Raw genomic sequence first — 17,608 nt, 5'->3', positions numbered from 1 at the left:
TGTAACCAGTATAAAATATTCGGGCTAATCTCTAAATTTTTCGTGGTAAGCTAAACCGGCGACACTGCTGTTTTTTGCCGCCTGTCGAACGGTTTGTTCTGTTTCACTGAGTTTTATCTGTCGCCGTTGTTGCAACACCACATTCATACGGGTGCGATGACTTTCTACATAACCGCGCTGTTTAATCACTTCTAACAAGGGCTGTTGCCACTGATTGGCATTGTGCTCAATAATCACACAGCCGGGCAACAAATGATTCGGTGCATCGGTAAAAAACGGTACCAAGGCCCGATCTTCACTGCCTTCAATATCGCACTTCAGGACATGGATTCGGGATAACTTTAAGTCTTTAATCAGATCCAGTAAGGGCCGACTTTCCACGTCAATCCTGTCGCCCTGTCGCGTATCGGTCAGAGATGACGCACCTAAATTTTTACGGTTGATGTAAAAAGGCATCGAACCATTGTCATCACTGATTGCGATTGGTTGGATTTCTAGCCGTGGTTTGTTGACACAATCGGCCAGCGTCGCTTCGAGATTAAACCGTAAACGTGTCACCATCGCCGGATTCGGTTCAACCGCCACCACCACCCCCGATTGACCTAATTTCTTTGCCGCTAAACAGCTATAAATGCCGGCATTGGCACCGATATCCACCATCACCCCATCCTTTGGTAATAGTTTTAACATTAAATCCCGCTCTATGGCATCAAACCGCCACGGCATAAACACAAAACTGCGCTCTGAGACATTATCCACTAAGAATACCCGTAACTTAATGCCATCCAGTCTTAAATCAAGCGGCCCGTCCAAATCCCTGATCACTCGCTTTCGTTGCCACTGAGCCAATTGCTTACCCAACCAATTGGTCGGTAATTTACGGCACCAGGCAATGCGCCCGGCGGTCACCTCATCCGGTGCAAAGTGCCCAAAATGATGGCTCATTATCTGATCTACATCAACCATCTAATCACCACATAAGGACCTAAAAACAAGGCCCAGATAAGCACCTTATAAAAGGCCAAAAAATACCAATAAGACAATAATAAACGCTCTCGCGGCAGATCAAACATTTTTTGATGAATGCGTATGACCCAATCCGTGGCACCGGCCACCATTAAGGTTGCCAACATTAATAAACCAAAATGGACAATCACATTCCAACCCAAAAAAGCCTGCCAATCAAACATCATCATCTCGTTTAGAAATCAATCATTATTATAACCGATTGTTGTTTAGTATGAATCAGCAATCCTACTTGTCGATAAATATTGGTATAATCACAAGATGCGTAAAGTTTTCACCGATAATCGATTATTTGTTTTAATTCAGCTTAAACAACAATTGCTGGATGCCGGTATTTCCTGTTTTGTTAAAAACGAGATGCTGTCCGGTGGTACCGGTGAATTACCTTTTACTGAAACTTGGCCGGAATTGTGGATTCACAGCAACGCCGATTACGAATCTGCCATGAAAATGGTCAACACTTTCAAAGCCACTTTAACAGATGATGCACCCCAGCAACCCTGGACGTGTCCCAAATGTGGTGAAGCCAATGACGGCCATTATTTTTTATGCTGGTCCTGTGGTTTTGAGTTGCCCTTGGAATCCGCTTAATCCACAGTCTTACGGATTATAGGCGATGATCGGTTGTAGTTGATCATCCGCCTGAAAAGATATCAGTTGCGCGGTATTAAAACGTAACCGACGAATCTGACCGGATTTATCAGCCGCCATAACAGTCAACCACTCGACCCCTTTTTCGCTCGCAATGTCCACCGGTAACACATGCGCATAATGCTGAGTATGACCGTTGTTCTTAACATAAACCACATCCAAGCGCCGCCGTTGAACAATCGCCGACTCTAATAAATCATGGGCGCCACATGGCAGTTGCGCAGTCATGGAAACATTTTACCACTAAAAGCCACTAAGCCGCCTCGTTAACAGGCTATAATAAAATCAGTACTTTATAGAGACTGAGCATGCCAAAACACGAATCAATCAATTATTTAGAATTTGCCAGTCGGGACTTAAGCGAAACAAAATCTTTTTTTAAGACCGTTTTTGACTGGTCGTTTACCGATTACGGTCCTGATTATACGGCCTTTAGTTTAGCCAATATCGATGGTGGATTTTATGCTGCCAAACACGTGAAAACTGCCCATGAAGGCGGTCAATTAACGGTTTTTTATTCCGCCCATTTAGAAGAAACCTTAAACAAAATACGCCACGCCGGTGGTCGAGTTACCCGTGATATTTTTGACTTTCCCGGCGGCCGACGGTTTCATTTTAAAGAACCCGGCGGCAATGAAATGGCCGTGTGGTCTGAATAAGGTGGAGTCACTGTTATGCTTATTGTCACCAACCGCAATATCAATCAAGACCGCTTTGAAAACGGTGTGGCCGATGAATTCGCTTTTGGCGAACAGGTCAATACCAAAGGTCCCAATGAAATCCGCCTGGCACACGCCAAAAAAGTTAAAACCGGTGCCAATTCAGGAGATTGGCGCATCAAACTAGTCAAAGAGCCCAGAAACCTGACCGCCGAAAACCTGCCGTCAAAACATGAGTTTGCGGCATTGCGTAAACGCCTGCAAAAAGCCAATAAGAATTGTGTGTTTTTTATCCACGGTTATAACCAGTCGTTTCAGAAGAACCTGGAACAAAGCCTACTGATTGAAGAACTGTACGATGTCGAAGTGGTGGCTTTTTCCTGGCCATCCAATACCGGTGGCTTCACCACCAGAGAATACCGTGACGCAAAACGCACCGCCCAGGCCTCGGTGGCCGCTTTGGATGCCACTTTAATGAAACTTGGCGCTTACCATTGCGGCCCCTTTGACCGAGAAGCCCAAGAAAGTTGTGACGTTAAACTGTCTTTAATGGCTTACAGCCTGGGTAATTTCCTGCTGCAAAACTATGTCCGCGATGCCCTTTATGAAAACGATGCCAATATTTTCGCTAATATAGTTCTCTGTCAAGCCGATGTCGATCACCCCGGTCATCAATACTGGGTCGATGCCATCGAAACCGGCAAACGCATCTACATCACCATCAACGAAAACGACTGGGTCCTGAAATGGTCTGACAGCAATTTCCAAAAAGACCGCCTCGGCCGCACCGCCCGCGGCCTAATCGCGCAAAAACCTAACTACTACGATTTCACCGACGGCCCCGGCGTGGAACGCACCCATGGCCTGTTCTATGCCGACACCAACGCCACCATCAAAACCTTCTTCAAAACCGTCCTCAACGGAAAACGTCCCGATGATTCACTGGATTTATTCTACGATGATATCAATAATAGTTGGCGGTTTTAGAAGATTTTTGATTTCTTGCTTGTCATTCCGACTAAGCGGACCGCATGGAGGAATCTTGTAGATTTTAAGTTTTTGATATTATGGCTATTTTCAATCACTAATCAAAGTTATTTTTTAATCTCTTTTTATTAAAAATATATGACTTAAATTCAAGGTTAGACAGTTTTACTCAATCTATTACAGCACCAATACATTGCTTATTAGTTATAATTTTATTACATTAGCACAAACCTCCTTTATTTAAATTTTTGCAGAATCTTATAAAAATATAATTATGAACAACGTAATAGTCAGCCAAATAGATTTGCCAACACTTTTTAATAACAATTATTTTTATATACCAGATTATCAACGCGGATATAGCTGGGAAAACGAACATCGCCAAGCTCTTTTGGATGATATTTTATCTACACAAAAACATTTAACTGATTCCCAATATAAACATTTTATGGGAACTATCGTTGCTGTAAATAAACAAGATGAAAAGAACTATGATATCGTTGATGGTCAACAGAGGTTAACTACAATTATTTTATTAATTCATTCATTCGTAACAGTGTTTGAAAATATATTAAAGCCCGATGAGATAGATCGACTTAATAATTTATATCTATACCGTAATAATAAACAAGTTTTTCAATCCGGTTTACAGGAAGAAATTCTTGCAGATGTTTTAAGTCGTTCACTTTACAGTCAACAAGCCAAAATCAAACAAGACCAAAATATTATTGACGCCATAAATCAATTTATTATTTTCTTCAATAGTAAGCGATTTAATTCAGAAAATGGAGAAAACATCCTCAAACCTCATGAATTTTTAAATATTTTGGAAAACAAATTAGGGTTTATATTTTTTGTTCCAAAAACTTCAAAAACAGCAGGTCGAATGTTCGAGGTAATTAATAACCGCGGAAAAAACCTGAGCGAGTTAGATAAAATTAAAAATTATTTTGTCTATATTGCGGAAGATGAAAATTACGATAAGTTTTTAAAAAAAATTAACAATAAATGGGGTACTATTTTAAGGAATATTCAAGAAGCTGGTTTTGAGACAATTCAGGAAGAAAATGAATTTTTAAGATCTGCTTGGATTGTTTTTGGTTCACCGATAAAGAAAAATAGCTACAAAGTTTATCAATCTTTAAAAGATAAAACTCATAACAAAAAAATCAGATCGAGATATTGTTCTGACTTCTTTGATTTCTTAGTTTTTTCTAGTCAATCCCTATCTAATTTATTTCAAGCTAAACTCGATAAAAATAAACCTTACTCAAAATTGGATAGCCTTTATGAAAAATTATCTGTAAATTTAAACATAAACAAATCAAGTATGTTGCCTTTAGTGCTTTCTGTATTCGCAATAACAGATAGTAAAGATAATTTTCATGTTGAATTACTTGAATTAATAGAAATTTTTAATTTTCGATACTATATTTTACAAATAGCCAATAGAAACGACAGTAATCAAGCTGATTTGTTGAAGTGGGCTCACTGGTTATATACCAAGAAGGATGAAAATGGAAATTCATTTTCCGAACCTGACCTTAAAGCATTGTTAATTGCTTTTTTAAGCACTAAAACTAAAGACAAACAATTTATAGAAAAATTAGCAACTCATCCAGAAGAAGAGACAGATTTTTATAGAAATTGGAATAGAGGTCTTTTATTCTTATTATCAAGGTATGAACTTGACCTAAGGATTACAAAAGATAAAAGAAAAACTTACTCTCTAAAAGAGATTATTCCAAAAAGACAAAAAATAAAAACAAACAATCATAGTGAGCGAGAACATATTTGGTCAAAAGAATTTAATCCTGCGAATATGAATATATCCGTTCCTAAAACTAACTTAACATACTTAATTGAATTTAATAAAAAACGATTAGGAAATTTTACGTTACTATCTAGATCTGAAAATTCAGTTAATTACCATCTACCAATATTAAACAAAATGGAAATCTATAGAAATTCAGATTATATGCTTAATAAAAAACTAGTCGAAATTGCTGAGGAATATTTTTCGTACGTTAAGCATGAAGAAAACTTCAGTTACAAGGGGGTTAATTTTAAAGGAGCACAAGGTCAAGACGTCTTAAATTATTCTGTTTTTTTAGATATATGGGAATCCAAACTTATCAACTTTGCATTAAAAGAGTGGGCAGTGCCAAATTTAAATTCAAATAATGCCAGAAACAGCCAGGTAGAAATTAATAGTTTCAAATATAAAGAATTAAAACCTTGTGGTGAAAAAATTTATAAACTCATAGATTAAAATCAATTTTATTGTTGGGGTTAATAAAATATAGCTCAATGCAAACAGCATTTTTTGTATTTCTTTCCACTCCCGCATGGACAAGGGTCATTGCGGCCAATTTTTTGACGTGTAGTGGGTTGCTGGGCCGGTTGATAAACCAGATAGTCGTAGATGCGCTGCGGATTAATTTTCACCAATTCTTTAAAATGTTCAAAAACATCTTCATCACCCGCTTCTTTACGTTTATGCGCTTCATAATCCGTGTATTCGGTAAACGCAGCCATCGGCACCAGCATTTTCTGCAACGCTTCATCGTTTAGCTCAGTTTTCGTCAGTGTTAAATAAATACCCCTTATATAACCGTGACACCACTCATCAAGTATATCCACATACTCACCATCTACGGTCTCTCGCTGTCCAATATACGGTGAATACGGCGCTTGGTCACTGCGCAGCATCTCATTGACCTCATTATAAAAACGCATGAGTAAGCCCATGATTTCAGTGGCTGACTCCTGGGATTCATATTGTGGCTCAAGATCGCCCCAAACCATCGGAATCCAGCGTGATGGCGGTACCATGGTTGGACAACTACAGATGGCCGCTAAAAAACCGTCTAATCCATTGATTTCAAAAATACCCTCATCGCCGATCGTGCCCTTTTCCTCCATCTTGAGTAACTCTTCTTCGCTGTAGCCACGATAGATCAGAAATTCATGCAGTGTTTCGAGTTCTTCCTGAGTTAACTGTTTATCTATTAACATTAATTAATTCCGCACTGTAAACTTTATTATCGTCAAAAAATAACCCGCCAGTTTGAGGATAATCCGAAGATCCTAGTGCAGTGCATTGAACTAACCTGGGCGGGTTTTGTTTTATTTTAATTTATACCATCAATACCACTTATGTCAAATTGGCATTAATGAGTATCTTACTTCTTCTTCGGCAAATACATATCTGTAATTGTACCTTCGAAGGCTTCGGCGCTCATGGCGACGGATTCGGCCAGGGTTGGGTGCGGATGGATTGTGAGGCTGATATCGGCGGCTTCGCAGCCCATTTCGATGGCCAGACACAGCTCACTAATCAGTTCACCGGCATTGGTGCCGACGATACCGGCGCCGAGGATTTGTTCGGTTTCGGGATCAAATAAGAGCTTGGTAAAACCTTCGGTGCGGTCGTTGCCGATGGCACGGCCACTGGCGGCCCAGGGGAATTTACCGATTTCGTAATCAATGTCTTGTTCTTTGGCTTCATGTTCAGTCAGACCGACCCAGGCAACCTCCGGATCGGTGTAGGCCACCGATGGAATGACGCGGGCATCAAAATAGACTTTTTCACCGGCGGCGGCTTCGGCGGCAATTTTGGCTTCGTGGCTGGCTTTGTGTGCCAACATCGGTTGACCGACCACATCACCGATGGCAAAGATGTGATTTACGTTGGTGCGCATTTGTTTATCGACGGCGATAAAACCGCGGTCATCGACTTTGACACCGGCTTTATCAGCGGCAATTAAATCGCCATTCGGTCGGCGACCGACGGCCACCAGCACTCGGTCAAAGGTGGCGCTGTCATCACCGTCAAAGGTGACTTTAAGTCCGGATTTCTGGGCAGTACATTCGGTGACTTTGGTTTTGAGTTTAATCTCGGCGCCCATGGTTTTTTTCATATACTGATGCAGGGGATTAACCAGGTCTTTATCGGCACCGGGAATCAATTGGTCCATCATTTCTACCACGGTGATTTTGCTGCCCAGTGCTGAATATACCGCGGCCATTTCCAAACCGATAATGCCACCGCCGATAATCAGTAAAGATTTCGGGATTTCTTTCATATCCAGGGCATCGGTGGAATCCATCAGACGCTCATCATCCCAGGGCATATCCGGGAGTTTAAAGACCCGTGAGCCGACTGCGATAATCGCCTGATTAAAGGTTAGTTTCTCATCACCCACCTGTAAGGTATGGTCATCGATAAATTGCGCTTCACCGGTGATGCCTGTGACTTTGCGTTGTTTCGCCATTTGTGCCAATCCACCGGTGAGTTTACTGACCACGCCGTTTTTAAAGTCGAGCAGTTTCTCACGGTCAATGTCCGGCTTTTTAAAGACCACGCCATGTTGGCTCAGGCTTTCGGTTTCGCGAATGATGGCAGCGGTGTGCAACAGGGCTTTTGAAGGAATACAGCCGACATTTAAACAGACACCGCCCAAGGTGTCATAGCGTTCAACCAGCGTCACTTTTAACCCCAAATCGGCGGCTCGGAAAGCGGCGGTATAACCACCGGGACCGGCGCCAATCACCACCAGATCCGTGTCGTAGTCATGGTCTTGTGAAACAGTCCGGTCTGTTTCTTTCTGAGGTTCTTGTTGCTTTTCTGTTGCAGGCTTATCCTGTTTGGCCTCCGGTTTGTTTTCCCGGCTTGATTCTTTTTTACTGTCTTCTCTGACTTCTTCGCCAGTGGTTTCGCTGACTTCCATTTGCCCAATCACCGCACCCTTGGCAACATTATCTCCTTCACTGACCGTTAAGCTGACAATGGTACCGGCTTCAGGACTGGGAATTTCCATGGTGGCTTTTTCTGATTCCAGTGTGAGTAATGACTGGTCTTTTTCTACCTGATCACCTTGAGCGACCAAAACTTCAATCACCGGTACATTATCAAAATCACCGATATCCGGTATCTTTATGTCTATTGTTTTACTCATAATAAATCTCGTCAAGTGTTATCCCATAAGGGTACATGTAAAGCTTGGGCCAATTGTTCTGCATCCAGTAGCATCTGTCCATAATTGCCGTGATCGATAACCGCAACTCGGCTGCCATCATCTAAAATTAAATTCAGTTCGTAACTGTTATAGCGGTTATTTTTGCTTTTTACGCGCTCTGTGATCAGTTGTAAGGCTTTAACCCGGTTTAAATCTGTGAGATTGTCTTGCTGCTGTCTGCCGGGTTTCTTAAAACCGACATAATAATCTCGATTAACCAGATCAAAAACCCGTGGTTTAGTGAGCCAACGCACCAGAAAAAAACCGGCCACGGTAAACGGCAGACCAATGAATAAACCCAGCCAAAACAGTTCAAAGCCCTGCCCGGTCACAATCTGCCAAGCCACAAAGCCTACCATGGCCACACCAATGATTAAAAACAACAGGCCAAAAGCCATACCACCTTTGGTGGCTTTAAAAATCAATGTTCGACCGCCGGATTCCGGGGCCACTAAATAGTGGGTGCCAAAATTACTTCCACCGGGTTTTAGCGGTGACCAGTCTACCCGGCGACTAAATTCATCATTAAAACGGCTGTGTGCCACATCAACCGATTCAGCCGCCATGGCTTGTTCAGCTTGGGCTTTTATTTTTTCCAGCCACTTTTTCATTGCTATTAAATTTACAACAGCATTTTCTTCATATCAGATAAGATATCGGATAAATACACGATAAATCGGGCGGCCTCGGCACCGTCAATCACCCGATGATCATAACTTAAAGACAATGGTAACATCAGTCTCGGTTCAAAATCCTGGCCGTTCCATAGCGGTTTCATTTGTGATCTTGAAATACCCAATATCGCCACTTCGGGTGCGTTGATAATCGGCGTAAAGGCGGTGCCGCCTATGCCACCTAAGGAAGAAATCGACATACTGCCACCCTGCATATCTGAGGGTGATAGTTTGCCGTCCCGGGCACGCTCTGATATTTCAGCCATTTCTTTGGCGATTTCGAACACTTCTTTTTTATCACAATCACGAATCACCGGCACCACCAAACCATCGGGGGTATCCACGGCAATACCAATGTGGAAATATTTTTTGTAAATAATATTTTCGCCGTTGATATCCAGTGAACTGTTGAATCTCGGGAATTTTTTCAGGGCTTTGGCCAGCGCTTTGACCATAAACGCCAGCGGCGTTAAATTAAAGCCCATGTCTTTGGCATCTTGTTTATTTTCCTGACGAAATTCTTCCAGTTCAGTGATATCGGCTTCATCATACTGGGTGACATGGGGAATACGCACCCAATTGCGGTGCAGGTATTTACCGGATATTTTCTGAATTCGGGTTAAGGGTTGGGTTTCTATTTCACCAAATTCAGTGAAATCAACCGCCGGGAATGGTGGTACATCAAAGCCGCTTTTCACCACGGTATCACCGGATTGCATCGCGGTTTTAACGTGTTTTTCCACATCTTCCCTGGTAATCCGACCTTTACGTCCGGTGCCTTTGACTTGCGCCACATCAACACCCAAGGTACGCGCAAATTTGCGCACGGCAGGTGAGGCATGGGCTAATTTTCCTTTGCGTTCTGTAGCCACTTCTTCGGGCACCGGCGGTGGTTTAGGACCACCTTCATCGTCACTGTTGCCTGGTTCCGGTTTGCTCTTGGTTTGTTTCGGCTCATCTTCTGTGGCTTTATCTTCTTTTGACTTGTCTTGTTTGGCTTCAGTTTTACTATCAGCAGATTTTTTAGCTTCTGGTTTATCATCGTCAGACTCATCATCTGAAGCACTGATTTCCAGTTCCATCATCGGCGTACCTTGCGAAACCGTGTCACCTTCTTTCACCAACATGTTGACCACTTTCCCACCTTCGGGGCTGGGGACTTCAATGGTGGCTTTTTCAGATTCAAGCGTAATAATGGCATCTTCGGCGGCCACTTCGTCACCGACACTAACCAATACCTCAATCACCTCAACATCGGAAAAATCACCGATATCAGGTACTTTAATTTGTTTTGTTTCACTCACAATACTGTCCTCGATTGGCTTAGCTGATTCTTGGATCGTCTAAATCCGTCTGAATGTTATAGGCTTTGATGGCTTTTTTAAGCGCGGTTTTCGGCAAATCACCGGTTTTTACCAATTCCACCACCGTGGTGTACGCAATGTGATGACGCGATACCTCAAAAAATTCTCTGAGTTTTTCACGGGTATCCGAGCGGCCATAGCCATCAGTACCTAAAGTGGCATAAGGCGCCTTAATCCAGGGTCTGATTTGTTCGGCAAAATCATGCACATAATCAGTCGCGGCAATCACCGGTCCCGGTTGTTTATCGAGACATTCTTCGACATAGCTGAGTTTGGCTTTTTTATCGGCATGTAAGCGGTTATAACGCTGCACCGTTTGGCCCTCACGTTTGAGCTCGGTAAACGAGGTGGTACTCCAGACATCACAAGCCACCTCAAAATCTTTATGCAGCATCTCAGCGGCGGCCTCTACTTCACGTAAAATACTGCCACTGCCAAGTAATTGTGCCTGCGCTTTACCTTTTTTCGGACGTTCTTTCAATTTGTACATACCCTTAATAATGCCTGCTTCACAATCTTTGGGCATTTCAGGGTGTGGGTAATTTTCATTCAACAGGGTAATGTAGTAGTACACTTCCTCATTGTCCACATACATGCGTTTAAGCCCGGATTGTAAAATCACCACAACCTCATAACCATAGGTCGGGTCATAACTAATACAATTTGGAACAGTGGAGGCAATCAAATGAGAATGGCCATCCTGATGCTGTAAACCTTCGCCGTTTAAGGTGGTTCGACCGGAAGTACCACCCAGCAGGAACCCTTTGGCGCGCATATCACCGGCAGCCCAACACAAATCACCAATGCGCTGATGACCGAACATGGAATAATAAATGTAGAATGGTATCATCGGCGTGTTGTAGTTGGCATAGGACGTCGCGGCGGCAATCCATGAGCACATGGCGCCGGCTTCGGTGATACCTTCTTGCAGCACCTGGCCGTCTTCAGATTCTTTGTAAAACATCAATTGATCTGAGTCTTCCGGTTCATATTTTTGACCCTGATGGGAATAAATACCGAGCTGTCGGAATAAACCTTCCATACCAAATGTTCGGGCTTCATCACAGATAATCGGTACGATTTTTTCTTTGATGTCTTTATTACGCAACATCACCGCCAAAGATCGAACAAAGGCCATGGTGGTCGAAATTTCCCGATCACCGGAACCTTTGGTAATACTTTCAAAGGCCCCCAGTTCCGGGATCTCTAAAGGTTGGTCGTCATAGCTGCGCTGTGGTAAAAACCCACCCAGTTCTTGCCGCCGTGCCAGCATGTATTTTATTTCTTCAGAATCTTCATCAGGCTTATAGTAAGGCACGTCTTCAAGCTGCTCGTCTTTAATTGGCACATTAAATTTATCCCGAAATTCCCGAATCGCTTCCGTGTCCATTTTCTTCTGTTGATGGGTGGTATTGGCGGCCTGACCCGTGGCACCCATACCGTAACCTTTGACGGTTTTTGCCAGAATCACAGTCGGCTGACCTTCGTGAGATGTGGCCGCGCTGTAAGCGGCGAACATTTTATGCGGATCATGTCCGCCACGATTTAAGCGCCAGATATCTTCATCAGTCATGTGTGAAACCATGGCTTTCAGTTCAGGGTATTTACCAAAAAAGTGTTCACGCACATAAGCACCGTCTTTGGATTTATACATTTGGTAGTCACCATCCACGGCTTCTTCCATACGCTTACGCAATAAACCGTCAGTGTCTTTGGCAAATAATTTATCCCAATAAGAGCCCCAAATCACTTTAATCACATTCCAGCCGGCTCCGCGGAACACGCCTTCGAGTTCTTGAATAATCTTACCGTTACCGCGCACCGGTCCATCCAGACGCTGCAAATTACAGTTAACCACAAACACCAAATTGTCTAAGTTTTCACGGCCTGCCAACGAAATGGCGCCTAAAGATTCCGGCTCATCGGTTTCACCGTCACCTAAGAAACAGTAGACTTTACGGTCGGTTTTTTCGATGATACCGCGACTTTGCAGGTACTTCATGAAACGGGCCTGGTAAATCGCTTGAATCGGTCCTAAGCCCATGGATACGGTGGCAAACTGCCAGAAGTCCGGCATCAACCATGAATGCGGATAGGAAGGCAAACCTTCACCACCGACTTCTTCACGGAATTTATCCAGTTGTTGTTCATTGATGCGACCTTCTAAAAAGGCACGGGCATAAAATCCCGGCGAACTGTGACCTTGCACATACAACAAATCACCACCGGAATCATGGTCTTTACCACGGAAAAAATGGTTAAAACCAACATCATAAATGGTGGCGGCTGACGCGAATGAAGCAATGTGACCACCCAATGAACCGGGGCGGCGATTAGCGCGTACCACCATGGCCATGGCATTCCAACGAATCATGGCGCGGATTTTCCATTCCAAATCACTGTCACCGGGTGACTGTTTTTGTTCCGTCACCGGAATGGTGTTTAAGTATGCGGTGGTGGCTTGATAGGGTAAGTGACCACCGGATCGGCGGTTTAAATCAATTAATTGCTCAATCAAATAGTGAGCCCGCTCCGGGCCTTCTTCGGCAATCACGGCCCTTAAAGAATCCAACCATTCCTGGGTTTCTAATTCATCAATATCATGTTGGGTTTTAATGTTTGTCATAATATCACTTCACTTGGGTGTTTTGGGCGTCAACAGCTGCGATGGCGACCATGTTTAAAATTCTGCGAACAGAGGAGGATGGGGTAAGCACATGAGCCGGCAATTTCGTACCCATGAGCATGGGACCTACAGTCACGCCTTCAGAGAAATATCTTATCATATTCAAAGCGGTGGTGGCAGTGTCCAAATTAGGCATAATTAATAAGTTCGCCTTTTGATCATATTGGCCATTGGGAAAAACTTGTGAACGGATTTTAGGCACTAAGGCATATTCGGCATCCATTTCACCTTCTACCTGCAATTCAGGTGCTTGTTGTTTAATCAGTTTTAGGGCTTTGCGCATTTTTTCCGGACTGTTACCTTCACGGGTACCGAAATTTGAATACGACAAAAGCGCCAAACGGGGTGTTTTACCAAAGGCTTTCACCCGTTCGGCCGCGCTGATGGCCATACTGGCTAATTCTTCCGCGGTTGGATTAGGATTGACATTGGTATCAGTAATAAAATAACTGCCTCGATCCGTGGCCACGGCACTTAAACTCGATGGCGTTTGGTCTTTTAAACCTATCACATCAATAATATGCTGTAATACTTTGTGGTAGCGGCCATTGAGACCGGCCAGCATGGCATCGGCTTCACCGCGTTTCACCATGAGTGCTGCAATCACGGTGGTTCGGGTTCTGACCACAGCTTTGGCGATCTCCGGACTGACACCACGGCGTTCCATAAGACTGTGATAGAGCATCCAATAATCTTTAAAGCGCGGATCTTCCTGGGGGTTAACCAACTCAAAATCTTCACCAATGGTGAGCTTAATGCCAATGCGTTTAATGCGTGATTCAACCACTTCAGGACGTCCAATAAGAATGGGTTTGGCCAGCTTATCGTTGTTGATGGTTAGTACCGCACGTAAAACCCGCTCATCTTCACCTTCAGCCAACACCACCCTTTTTAAATCTTTTCGAGCTTGGTCAAACACCGGACGCATCAAAAGCCCGCTTTGATAGACAAACTCACTGAGCTGATGCTCATACTGACGCAAATCTTCTATCGGCCGATTAGCAACACCACTATCCATGGCTGCTTTCGCCACTGCTGGTGCCACATGTAACAAAATACGCGGATCAAAAGGTTGTGGTATCAAATAATCACGGCCAAAATTCAAATCTTTACCACCATAAGCTTCACGACTGACATCACTGATTTCTAAACGTGCCAGTTTTGCTAAAGCATTGACACAGGCAATTTTCATGTCTTCATTAATGGCCGTGGCACCCACATCCAAAGCGCCACGAAACATATAAGGGAAACACAACACATTGTTGACCTGATTAGGATAATCAGAACGCCCGGTGGCAATAATGGCATCCGGTCTCACCTCTAACGCCAATTCCGGCATGATTTCGGGCGTTGGGTTGGCTAAAGCCAAAATAAGCGGATCTTTGGCCATTTTTTTAATCATGTCCGGTTTTAATACCCCAGCCACAGAAACACCCAAAAAGATATCCGCACCATCTAAGGCCTCTGTAAGGGTTTGCGGCTTAATACCGATTGAATAACTAATCCGTCTGGGACCCTCTAAATCTTCACGGCCTTCATAAAGTACACCGTTAGAGTCAGAAACAATAATATGGTCCTTATTCATACCCATGGCAACCAACAAATCCAAACACGCCATACCGGCCGCACCGGCTCCTGATGTCACCAATTTAACATCTTCGATTTTTTTATTGGTAATCTTTAAGGCATTGATCACAGCCGCTGCCGTAATGATGGCGGTGCCATGCTGGTCATCATGGAACACCGGGATTTTCATGCGTTTTTTTAATGCCGCTTCAACTTCAAAACACTCCGGTGATTTAATATCCTCTAAATTAATGCCGCCAAAAGTGGGCTCTAAAGAAGCAATGATTTCAATCAGTTTCTTCGGATCCTTTTCATCGATTTCGATATCAAACACATCAATACCGGCAAATTTCTTAAACAAGACCCCCTTACCTTCCATCACCGGTTTTGAGGCCAAGGCACCAATATCACCTAATCCCAACACAGCGGTACCATTGGAAATAACGGCGACTAAATTAGCACGCGCCGTGTAGTCAGCGGCCTTATCTGGGTCAGTGGCAATGGCTTCAGAGGCCGCAGCGACACCGGGCGAATAAGCCAAAGCCAATTCTTTCTGGGTGGTTAGCGGTTTGGTTGCGGTGATTTTAATTTTTCCGGGCGTTGGGTACTGATGGTACTCAAGCGCCGCTTGCTTCATGTCTTCTGTCAGACTCATGGTGTCACCCCGGTTAGATGTTGGCGAAACGGCATGACCATCCGGGTCACGCCGTCAACTATGCAAATTTAATTATTTTCTGATTGTTCGTCGTATTGCCCTAAAGTTGCCAGAGAATTCATACGTGCACGGTGTAGTAATTCTTCCTGAGCCGCTTTGACATTGGCTTTTGGGTTATCACCCCAGACTTTAAGTGCAGACGCCTGTAAGGCACGACCATAGGAAAAACTCAACGGCCAAGGCAGTTGACCCATTTGGTTCATGGCATTCAAATGCTCAGTGGCCTCAACTTCTGATTGTCCGCCGGATAAAAACACAATACCAGCCAGAGATGCAGGAACAGTATTAAAAAAACAGCTTAACGTCGCTTCCGCCACTTCTTCAGCATCTGCTTGTTCCGCACAGTCACTGCCGGGAACCACCATCGATGATTTCAAAATACACGCTTCCAAAATCACATTCTGCTGAAACAACTGATCAAACAATGTTTTTAATGTCAATTCAGTCACTTCATAAGCTGTGGCAATATCGTGGCTGCCATCCATTAATACTTCGGGCTCCACAATCGGCACCAGACCCACTTCCTGGCACAAAGCTGCATAACGTGCCAAAGCATGGCTGTTGGCATCCACACATGCCTGCGTTGGGGTGCCTTCAGAAATGGTTATGACGGCTCGCCATTTGGCAAAACGTGCACCCAAATCATAATATTCCTGTAATCGTTCACGTAAGCCATCTAAACCTTCGGTGATTTTTTCACCTTCAAATCCAGCCATTTCCTTAGCGCCTTTATCCACTTTAATACCCGGAATAATGTCTGCATCCTGCATAATTTTTACCAAAGACGTTCCGTCGGGGGCTTGTTGACGCAAGGTTTCATCAAACAAGATGGCTCCGGAAATATATTCACCCAGCCCATCGGCACTTAATAAGGTGTGGCGGTAATCACGGCGGTTATCGGCAGTACATTCCACGCCAATGGTGTCAAAACGCTTTTGACAGGTGCCGGTACTTTCGTCAATTGCCAAAACGCCCCGTCCTGAAGCCACCATAGCAGCCGCTGTTTCAATCATTTCTTCAATTCTGTCAGTCATAATCATTCCTAATAGTTTTTAAATTTGTTGTGCTGTCGATGGTTATCGATCAGCCACTTGTTCAAGGATGGTAACGGCCGGCAAAGGCTTGCCTTCCAGCACCTGTAAAAAAGCCCCGCCACCGGTCGATATATAGGATATATTATCCTCTATACCAAATTGCGCCAGTGCTGCCAAGGTATCACCACCTCCGGCCATAGAAAAGCCCCCACCTTCGGCAATGCCTTCTGCCAGTAGTTGAGTGCCTTTGCTAAATTGGGGGAACTCAAAGACCCCCACCGGCCCATTCCAAACCACGGTTTTAGCCTGTTTGGCAATGTAGGCATAGAAGGCCGCAGTTTTAGGACCTATATCTAAAATCATCTCATTGTCAGCCACTTCATCCACTGCTTTAACCTCCGCTAAAGCATCCGCACTAAATTCTGTGGCCACCACAACATCCTCAGGTATGGGTATTTCATTACCTGCTTGTTTGGCTTTATCGATCAGTTGTTTAGCCTCTTCCACCAAATCCGGCTCATGCAAAGATTGTCCAACTCTAAAACCTGCCGCTTTGATGAAAGTGTTGGCAATGCCGCCACCAACAATCAATTTGTCAACCTGATTAACCAAACTATGTAAAACCTGTAATTTTCCAGATACTTTGGAACCACCAATAATAGCTAACATCGGTTTTTCAGGATTCTTTAACCCTTTTTGTAACGCATCCAGTTCCTGGATCAGCAATGGCCCGGCACAAGCCATGGGAGCAAATTGAGCCACACCATAGGTTGAGGCGTGGGCTCGGTGAGAAGTGCCAAAAGCATCCATCACAAACACATCACACAATGCCGCTAACTTTTTAGCCAATTCATCGTCATTGGATTTTTCACCCGCTTCAAAACGAATGTTTTCCAGCAAAACCATTTCACCGGGTTGAACATCCACACCTTGATGCCAATCTTTAATCAGCTGTACATCTTGATTGAGCAACTGGCCAAGACGATTGGCCACAGGCAATAAGGAGTATTTTGATTCATATTTACCGGCAGTCGGACGGCCTAAATGAGAGACCAGTATAACAGCTGCTTGTTGTGACAAGGCCTGTTTGATGGTGGGTACAGCCGCCAATAGCCGCGTTTCATTACTGATGGTGCCCTTGTCCATGGGCACATTCAAATCTTCACGTATGAGTACACGCTTGTTGGTCAAATCGATATCACTCATGTGTTTCATCATTTACATC

14 protein-coding genes and 2 pseudogenes are annotated in these 17,608 nt (G+C 43.9%); 4 read left to right on the top strand and 12 right to left on the bottom strand.

Translation table 11 applies throughout. The features are described 5' to 3' along the window. Window positions 1-24 precede the first annotated feature (24 nt). Window positions 25-966 carry an FkbM family methyltransferase gene (locus tag OS173_RS09910; protein ID WP_267184125.1) on the bottom strand — a complete coding sequence of 314 codons (942 nt, stop codon included), beginning with the start codon at window positions 964-966 and terminating at the stop codon, window positions 25-27. Next, window positions 954-1,196 (bottom strand): DUF6868 family protein, encoded by a 243-nt coding sequence (locus OS173_RS09905; protein WP_267184124.1) that lies wholly within the window; start codon window positions 1,194-1,196, stop codon window positions 954-956. Before OS173_RS09905 ends, OS173_RS09910 begins: the two co-directional genes overlap by 13 nt. Before the next feature lie 91 nt (window positions 1,197-1,287). On the opposite strand from OS173_RS09905, the gene OS173_RS09900 reads away from it, so the two are divergent. Beyond that, the gene (locus OS173_RS09900; RefSeq protein ID WP_267184123.1) at window positions 1,288-1,617 is read left to right on the top strand and encodes a putative signal transducing protein; all 330 of its coding nucleotides are present in this window, start codon (window positions 1,288-1,290) and stop codon (window positions 1,615-1,617) included. 9 nt (window positions 1,618-1,626) lie between these two features. Here OS173_RS09900 and OS173_RS09895 read toward each other — a convergent pair whose 3' ends face one another. Further along, on the bottom strand, window positions 1,627-1,905 hold the full coding sequence (locus tag OS173_RS09895) for a WYL domain-containing protein (protein ID WP_267184122.1): 279 nt from the start codon (window positions 1,903-1,905) through the stop codon (window positions 1,627-1,629). An 80-nt stretch (window positions 1,906-1,985) separates the two neighbouring features. On the opposite strand from OS173_RS09895, the gene OS173_RS09890 reads away from it, so the two are divergent. The 3 genes from OS173_RS09890 to OS173_RS09880 all read left to right on the top strand — a co-directional run bounded on the left by OS173_RS09890 (window position 1,986) and on the right by OS173_RS09880 (window position 5,595). Further along, a complete protein-coding gene (locus tag OS173_RS09890; protein ID WP_267184121.1) occupies window positions 1,986-2,336 on the top strand; it encodes a VOC family protein in 351 nt (116 codons plus the stop codon). A gap of 15 nt (window positions 2,337-2,351) precedes the next feature. Next, the gene (locus OS173_RS09885; RefSeq protein ID WP_267184120.1) at window positions 2,352-3,323 is read left to right on the top strand and encodes an alpha/beta hydrolase; all 972 of its coding nucleotides are present in this window, start codon (window positions 2,352-2,354) and stop codon (window positions 3,321-3,323) included. Window positions 3,324-3,597: 274 nt separating this feature from the next. Beyond that, window positions 3,598-5,595, top strand: coding sequence for a DUF262 domain-containing protein (locus tag OS173_RS09880; protein ID WP_267184119.1), 1,998 nt, complete (start codon window positions 3,598-3,600; stop codon window positions 5,593-5,595). A gap of 35 nt (window positions 5,596-5,630) precedes the next feature. On the opposite strand, the pseudogene OS173_RS13480 reads toward OS173_RS09880, so the two are convergent. The 9 genes and pseudogenes from OS173_RS13480 to OS173_RS09835 form a co-directional block, all read right to left on the bottom strand. After that, a pseudogene (locus tag OS173_RS13480) lies at window positions 5,631-5,726 on the bottom strand (SEC-C metal-binding domain-containing protein); the annotation flags it as partial. 21 nt (window positions 5,727-5,747) lie between these two features. After that, window positions 5,748-6,248, bottom strand: a pseudogene (locus OS173_RS09875) (UPF0149 family protein); the annotation flags it as partial. A gap of 260 nt (window positions 6,249-6,508) precedes the next feature. Next, the gene (gene lpdA / locus OS173_RS09870) at window positions 6,509-8,284 is read right to left on the bottom strand and encodes a dihydrolipoyl dehydrogenase (RefSeq protein ID WP_407659818.1); all 1,776 of its coding nucleotides are present in this window, start codon (window positions 8,282-8,284) and stop codon (window positions 6,509-6,511) included. 11 nt (window positions 8,285-8,295) lie between these two features. Beyond that, window positions 8,296-8,955: a hypothetical protein gene (locus tag OS173_RS09860; protein ID WP_267184117.1), complete on the bottom strand. Its 660-nt coding sequence runs from the start codon at window positions 8,953-8,955 to the stop codon at window positions 8,296-8,298. An 11-nt stretch (window positions 8,956-8,966) separates the two neighbouring features. Further along, window positions 8,967-10,322, bottom strand: coding sequence for a dihydrolipoyllysine-residue acetyltransferase (aceF, locus tag OS173_RS09855; RefSeq protein WP_267184116.1), 1,356 nt, complete (start codon window positions 10,320-10,322; stop codon window positions 8,967-8,969). A 19-nt stretch (window positions 10,323-10,341) separates the two neighbouring features. Beyond that, entirely contained in the window at window positions 10,342-13,008 is a 2,667-nt protein-coding gene (aceE, locus tag OS173_RS09850; protein WP_267184115.1) for a pyruvate dehydrogenase (acetyl-transferring), homodimeric type, read from the bottom strand. Between the two features lie 4 nt (window positions 13,009-13,012). Next, window positions 13,013-15,289, bottom strand: a complete 2,277-nt coding sequence (locus tag OS173_RS09845; protein WP_323373188.1) for an NADP-dependent malic enzyme — start codon at window positions 15,287-15,289, stop codon at window positions 13,013-13,015. 68 nt (window positions 15,290-15,357) lie between these two features. After that, window positions 15,358-16,383: a class I fructose-bisphosphate aldolase gene (locus OS173_RS09840; protein ID WP_267184114.1), complete on the bottom strand. Its 1,026-nt coding sequence runs from the start codon at window positions 16,381-16,383 to the stop codon at window positions 15,358-15,360. A gap of 42 nt (window positions 16,384-16,425) precedes the next feature. Next, on the bottom strand, window positions 16,426-17,601 hold the full coding sequence (locus OS173_RS09835; protein ID WP_267184113.1) for a phosphoglycerate kinase: 1,176 nt from the start codon (window positions 17,599-17,601) through the stop codon (window positions 16,426-16,428). Window positions 17,602-17,608: the final 7 nt, after the last annotated feature.

Origin of the sequence: Marinicella gelatinilytica (genome assembly GCF_026410405.1) — a bacterium.
GTDB classification, from domain to species: domain Bacteria; phylum Pseudomonadota; class Gammaproteobacteria; order Xanthomonadales; family Marinicellaceae; genus Marinicella; species Marinicella gelatinilytica.
This window is presented reverse-complemented; position numbering and strand designations above follow the sequence as displayed.

Coding starts and splice junctions, on each gene's coding strand:
- OS173_RS09900 (WP_267184123.1), top strand. CDS start 1,288: ATGCGTAAAGTTTTCACCGATAATCGATTATTTGTTTTAATTCAGCTT.
- OS173_RS09845 (WP_323373188.1), bottom strand. CDS start 15,289: ATGAGTCTGACAGAAGACATGAAGCAAGCGGCGCTTGAGTACCATCAG.
- OS173_RS09835 (WP_267184113.1), bottom strand. CDS start 17,601: ATGATGAAACACATGAGTGATATCGATTTGACCAACAAGCGTGTACTC.
- OS173_RS09895 (WP_267184122.1), bottom strand. CDS start 1,905: ATGACTGCGCAACTGCCATGTGGCGCCCATGATTTATTAGAGTCGGCG.
- OS173_RS09840 (WP_267184114.1), bottom strand. CDS start 16,383: ATGACTGACAGAATTGAAGAAATGATTGAAACAGCGGCTGCTATGGTG.
- lpdA (WP_407659818.1), bottom strand. CDS start 8,284: ATGAGTAAAACAATAGACATAAAGATACCGGATATCGGTGATTTTGAT.
- OS173_RS09910 (WP_267184125.1), bottom strand. CDS start 966: ATGGTTGATGTAGATCAGATAATGAGCCATCATTTTGGGCACTTTGCA.
- OS173_RS09860 (WP_267184117.1), bottom strand. CDS start 8,955: ATGAAAAAGTGGCTGGAAAAAATAAAAGCCCAAGCTGAACAAGCCATG.
- OS173_RS09905 (WP_267184124.1), bottom strand. CDS start 1,196: ATGATGATGTTTGATTGGCAGGCTTTTTTGGGTTGGAATGTGATTGTC.
- OS173_RS09880 (WP_267184119.1), top strand. CDS start 3,598: ATGAACAACGTAATAGTCAGCCAAATAGATTTGCCAACACTTTTTAAT.
- OS173_RS09885 (WP_267184120.1), top strand. CDS start 2,352: ATGCTTATTGTCACCAACCGCAATATCAATCAAGACCGCTTTGAAAAC.
- OS173_RS09890 (WP_267184121.1), top strand. CDS start 1,986: ATGCCAAAACACGAATCAATCAATTATTTAGAATTTGCCAGTCGGGAC.
- aceE (WP_267184115.1), bottom strand. CDS start 13,008: ATGACAAACATTAAAACCCAACATGATATTGATGAATTAGAAACCCAG.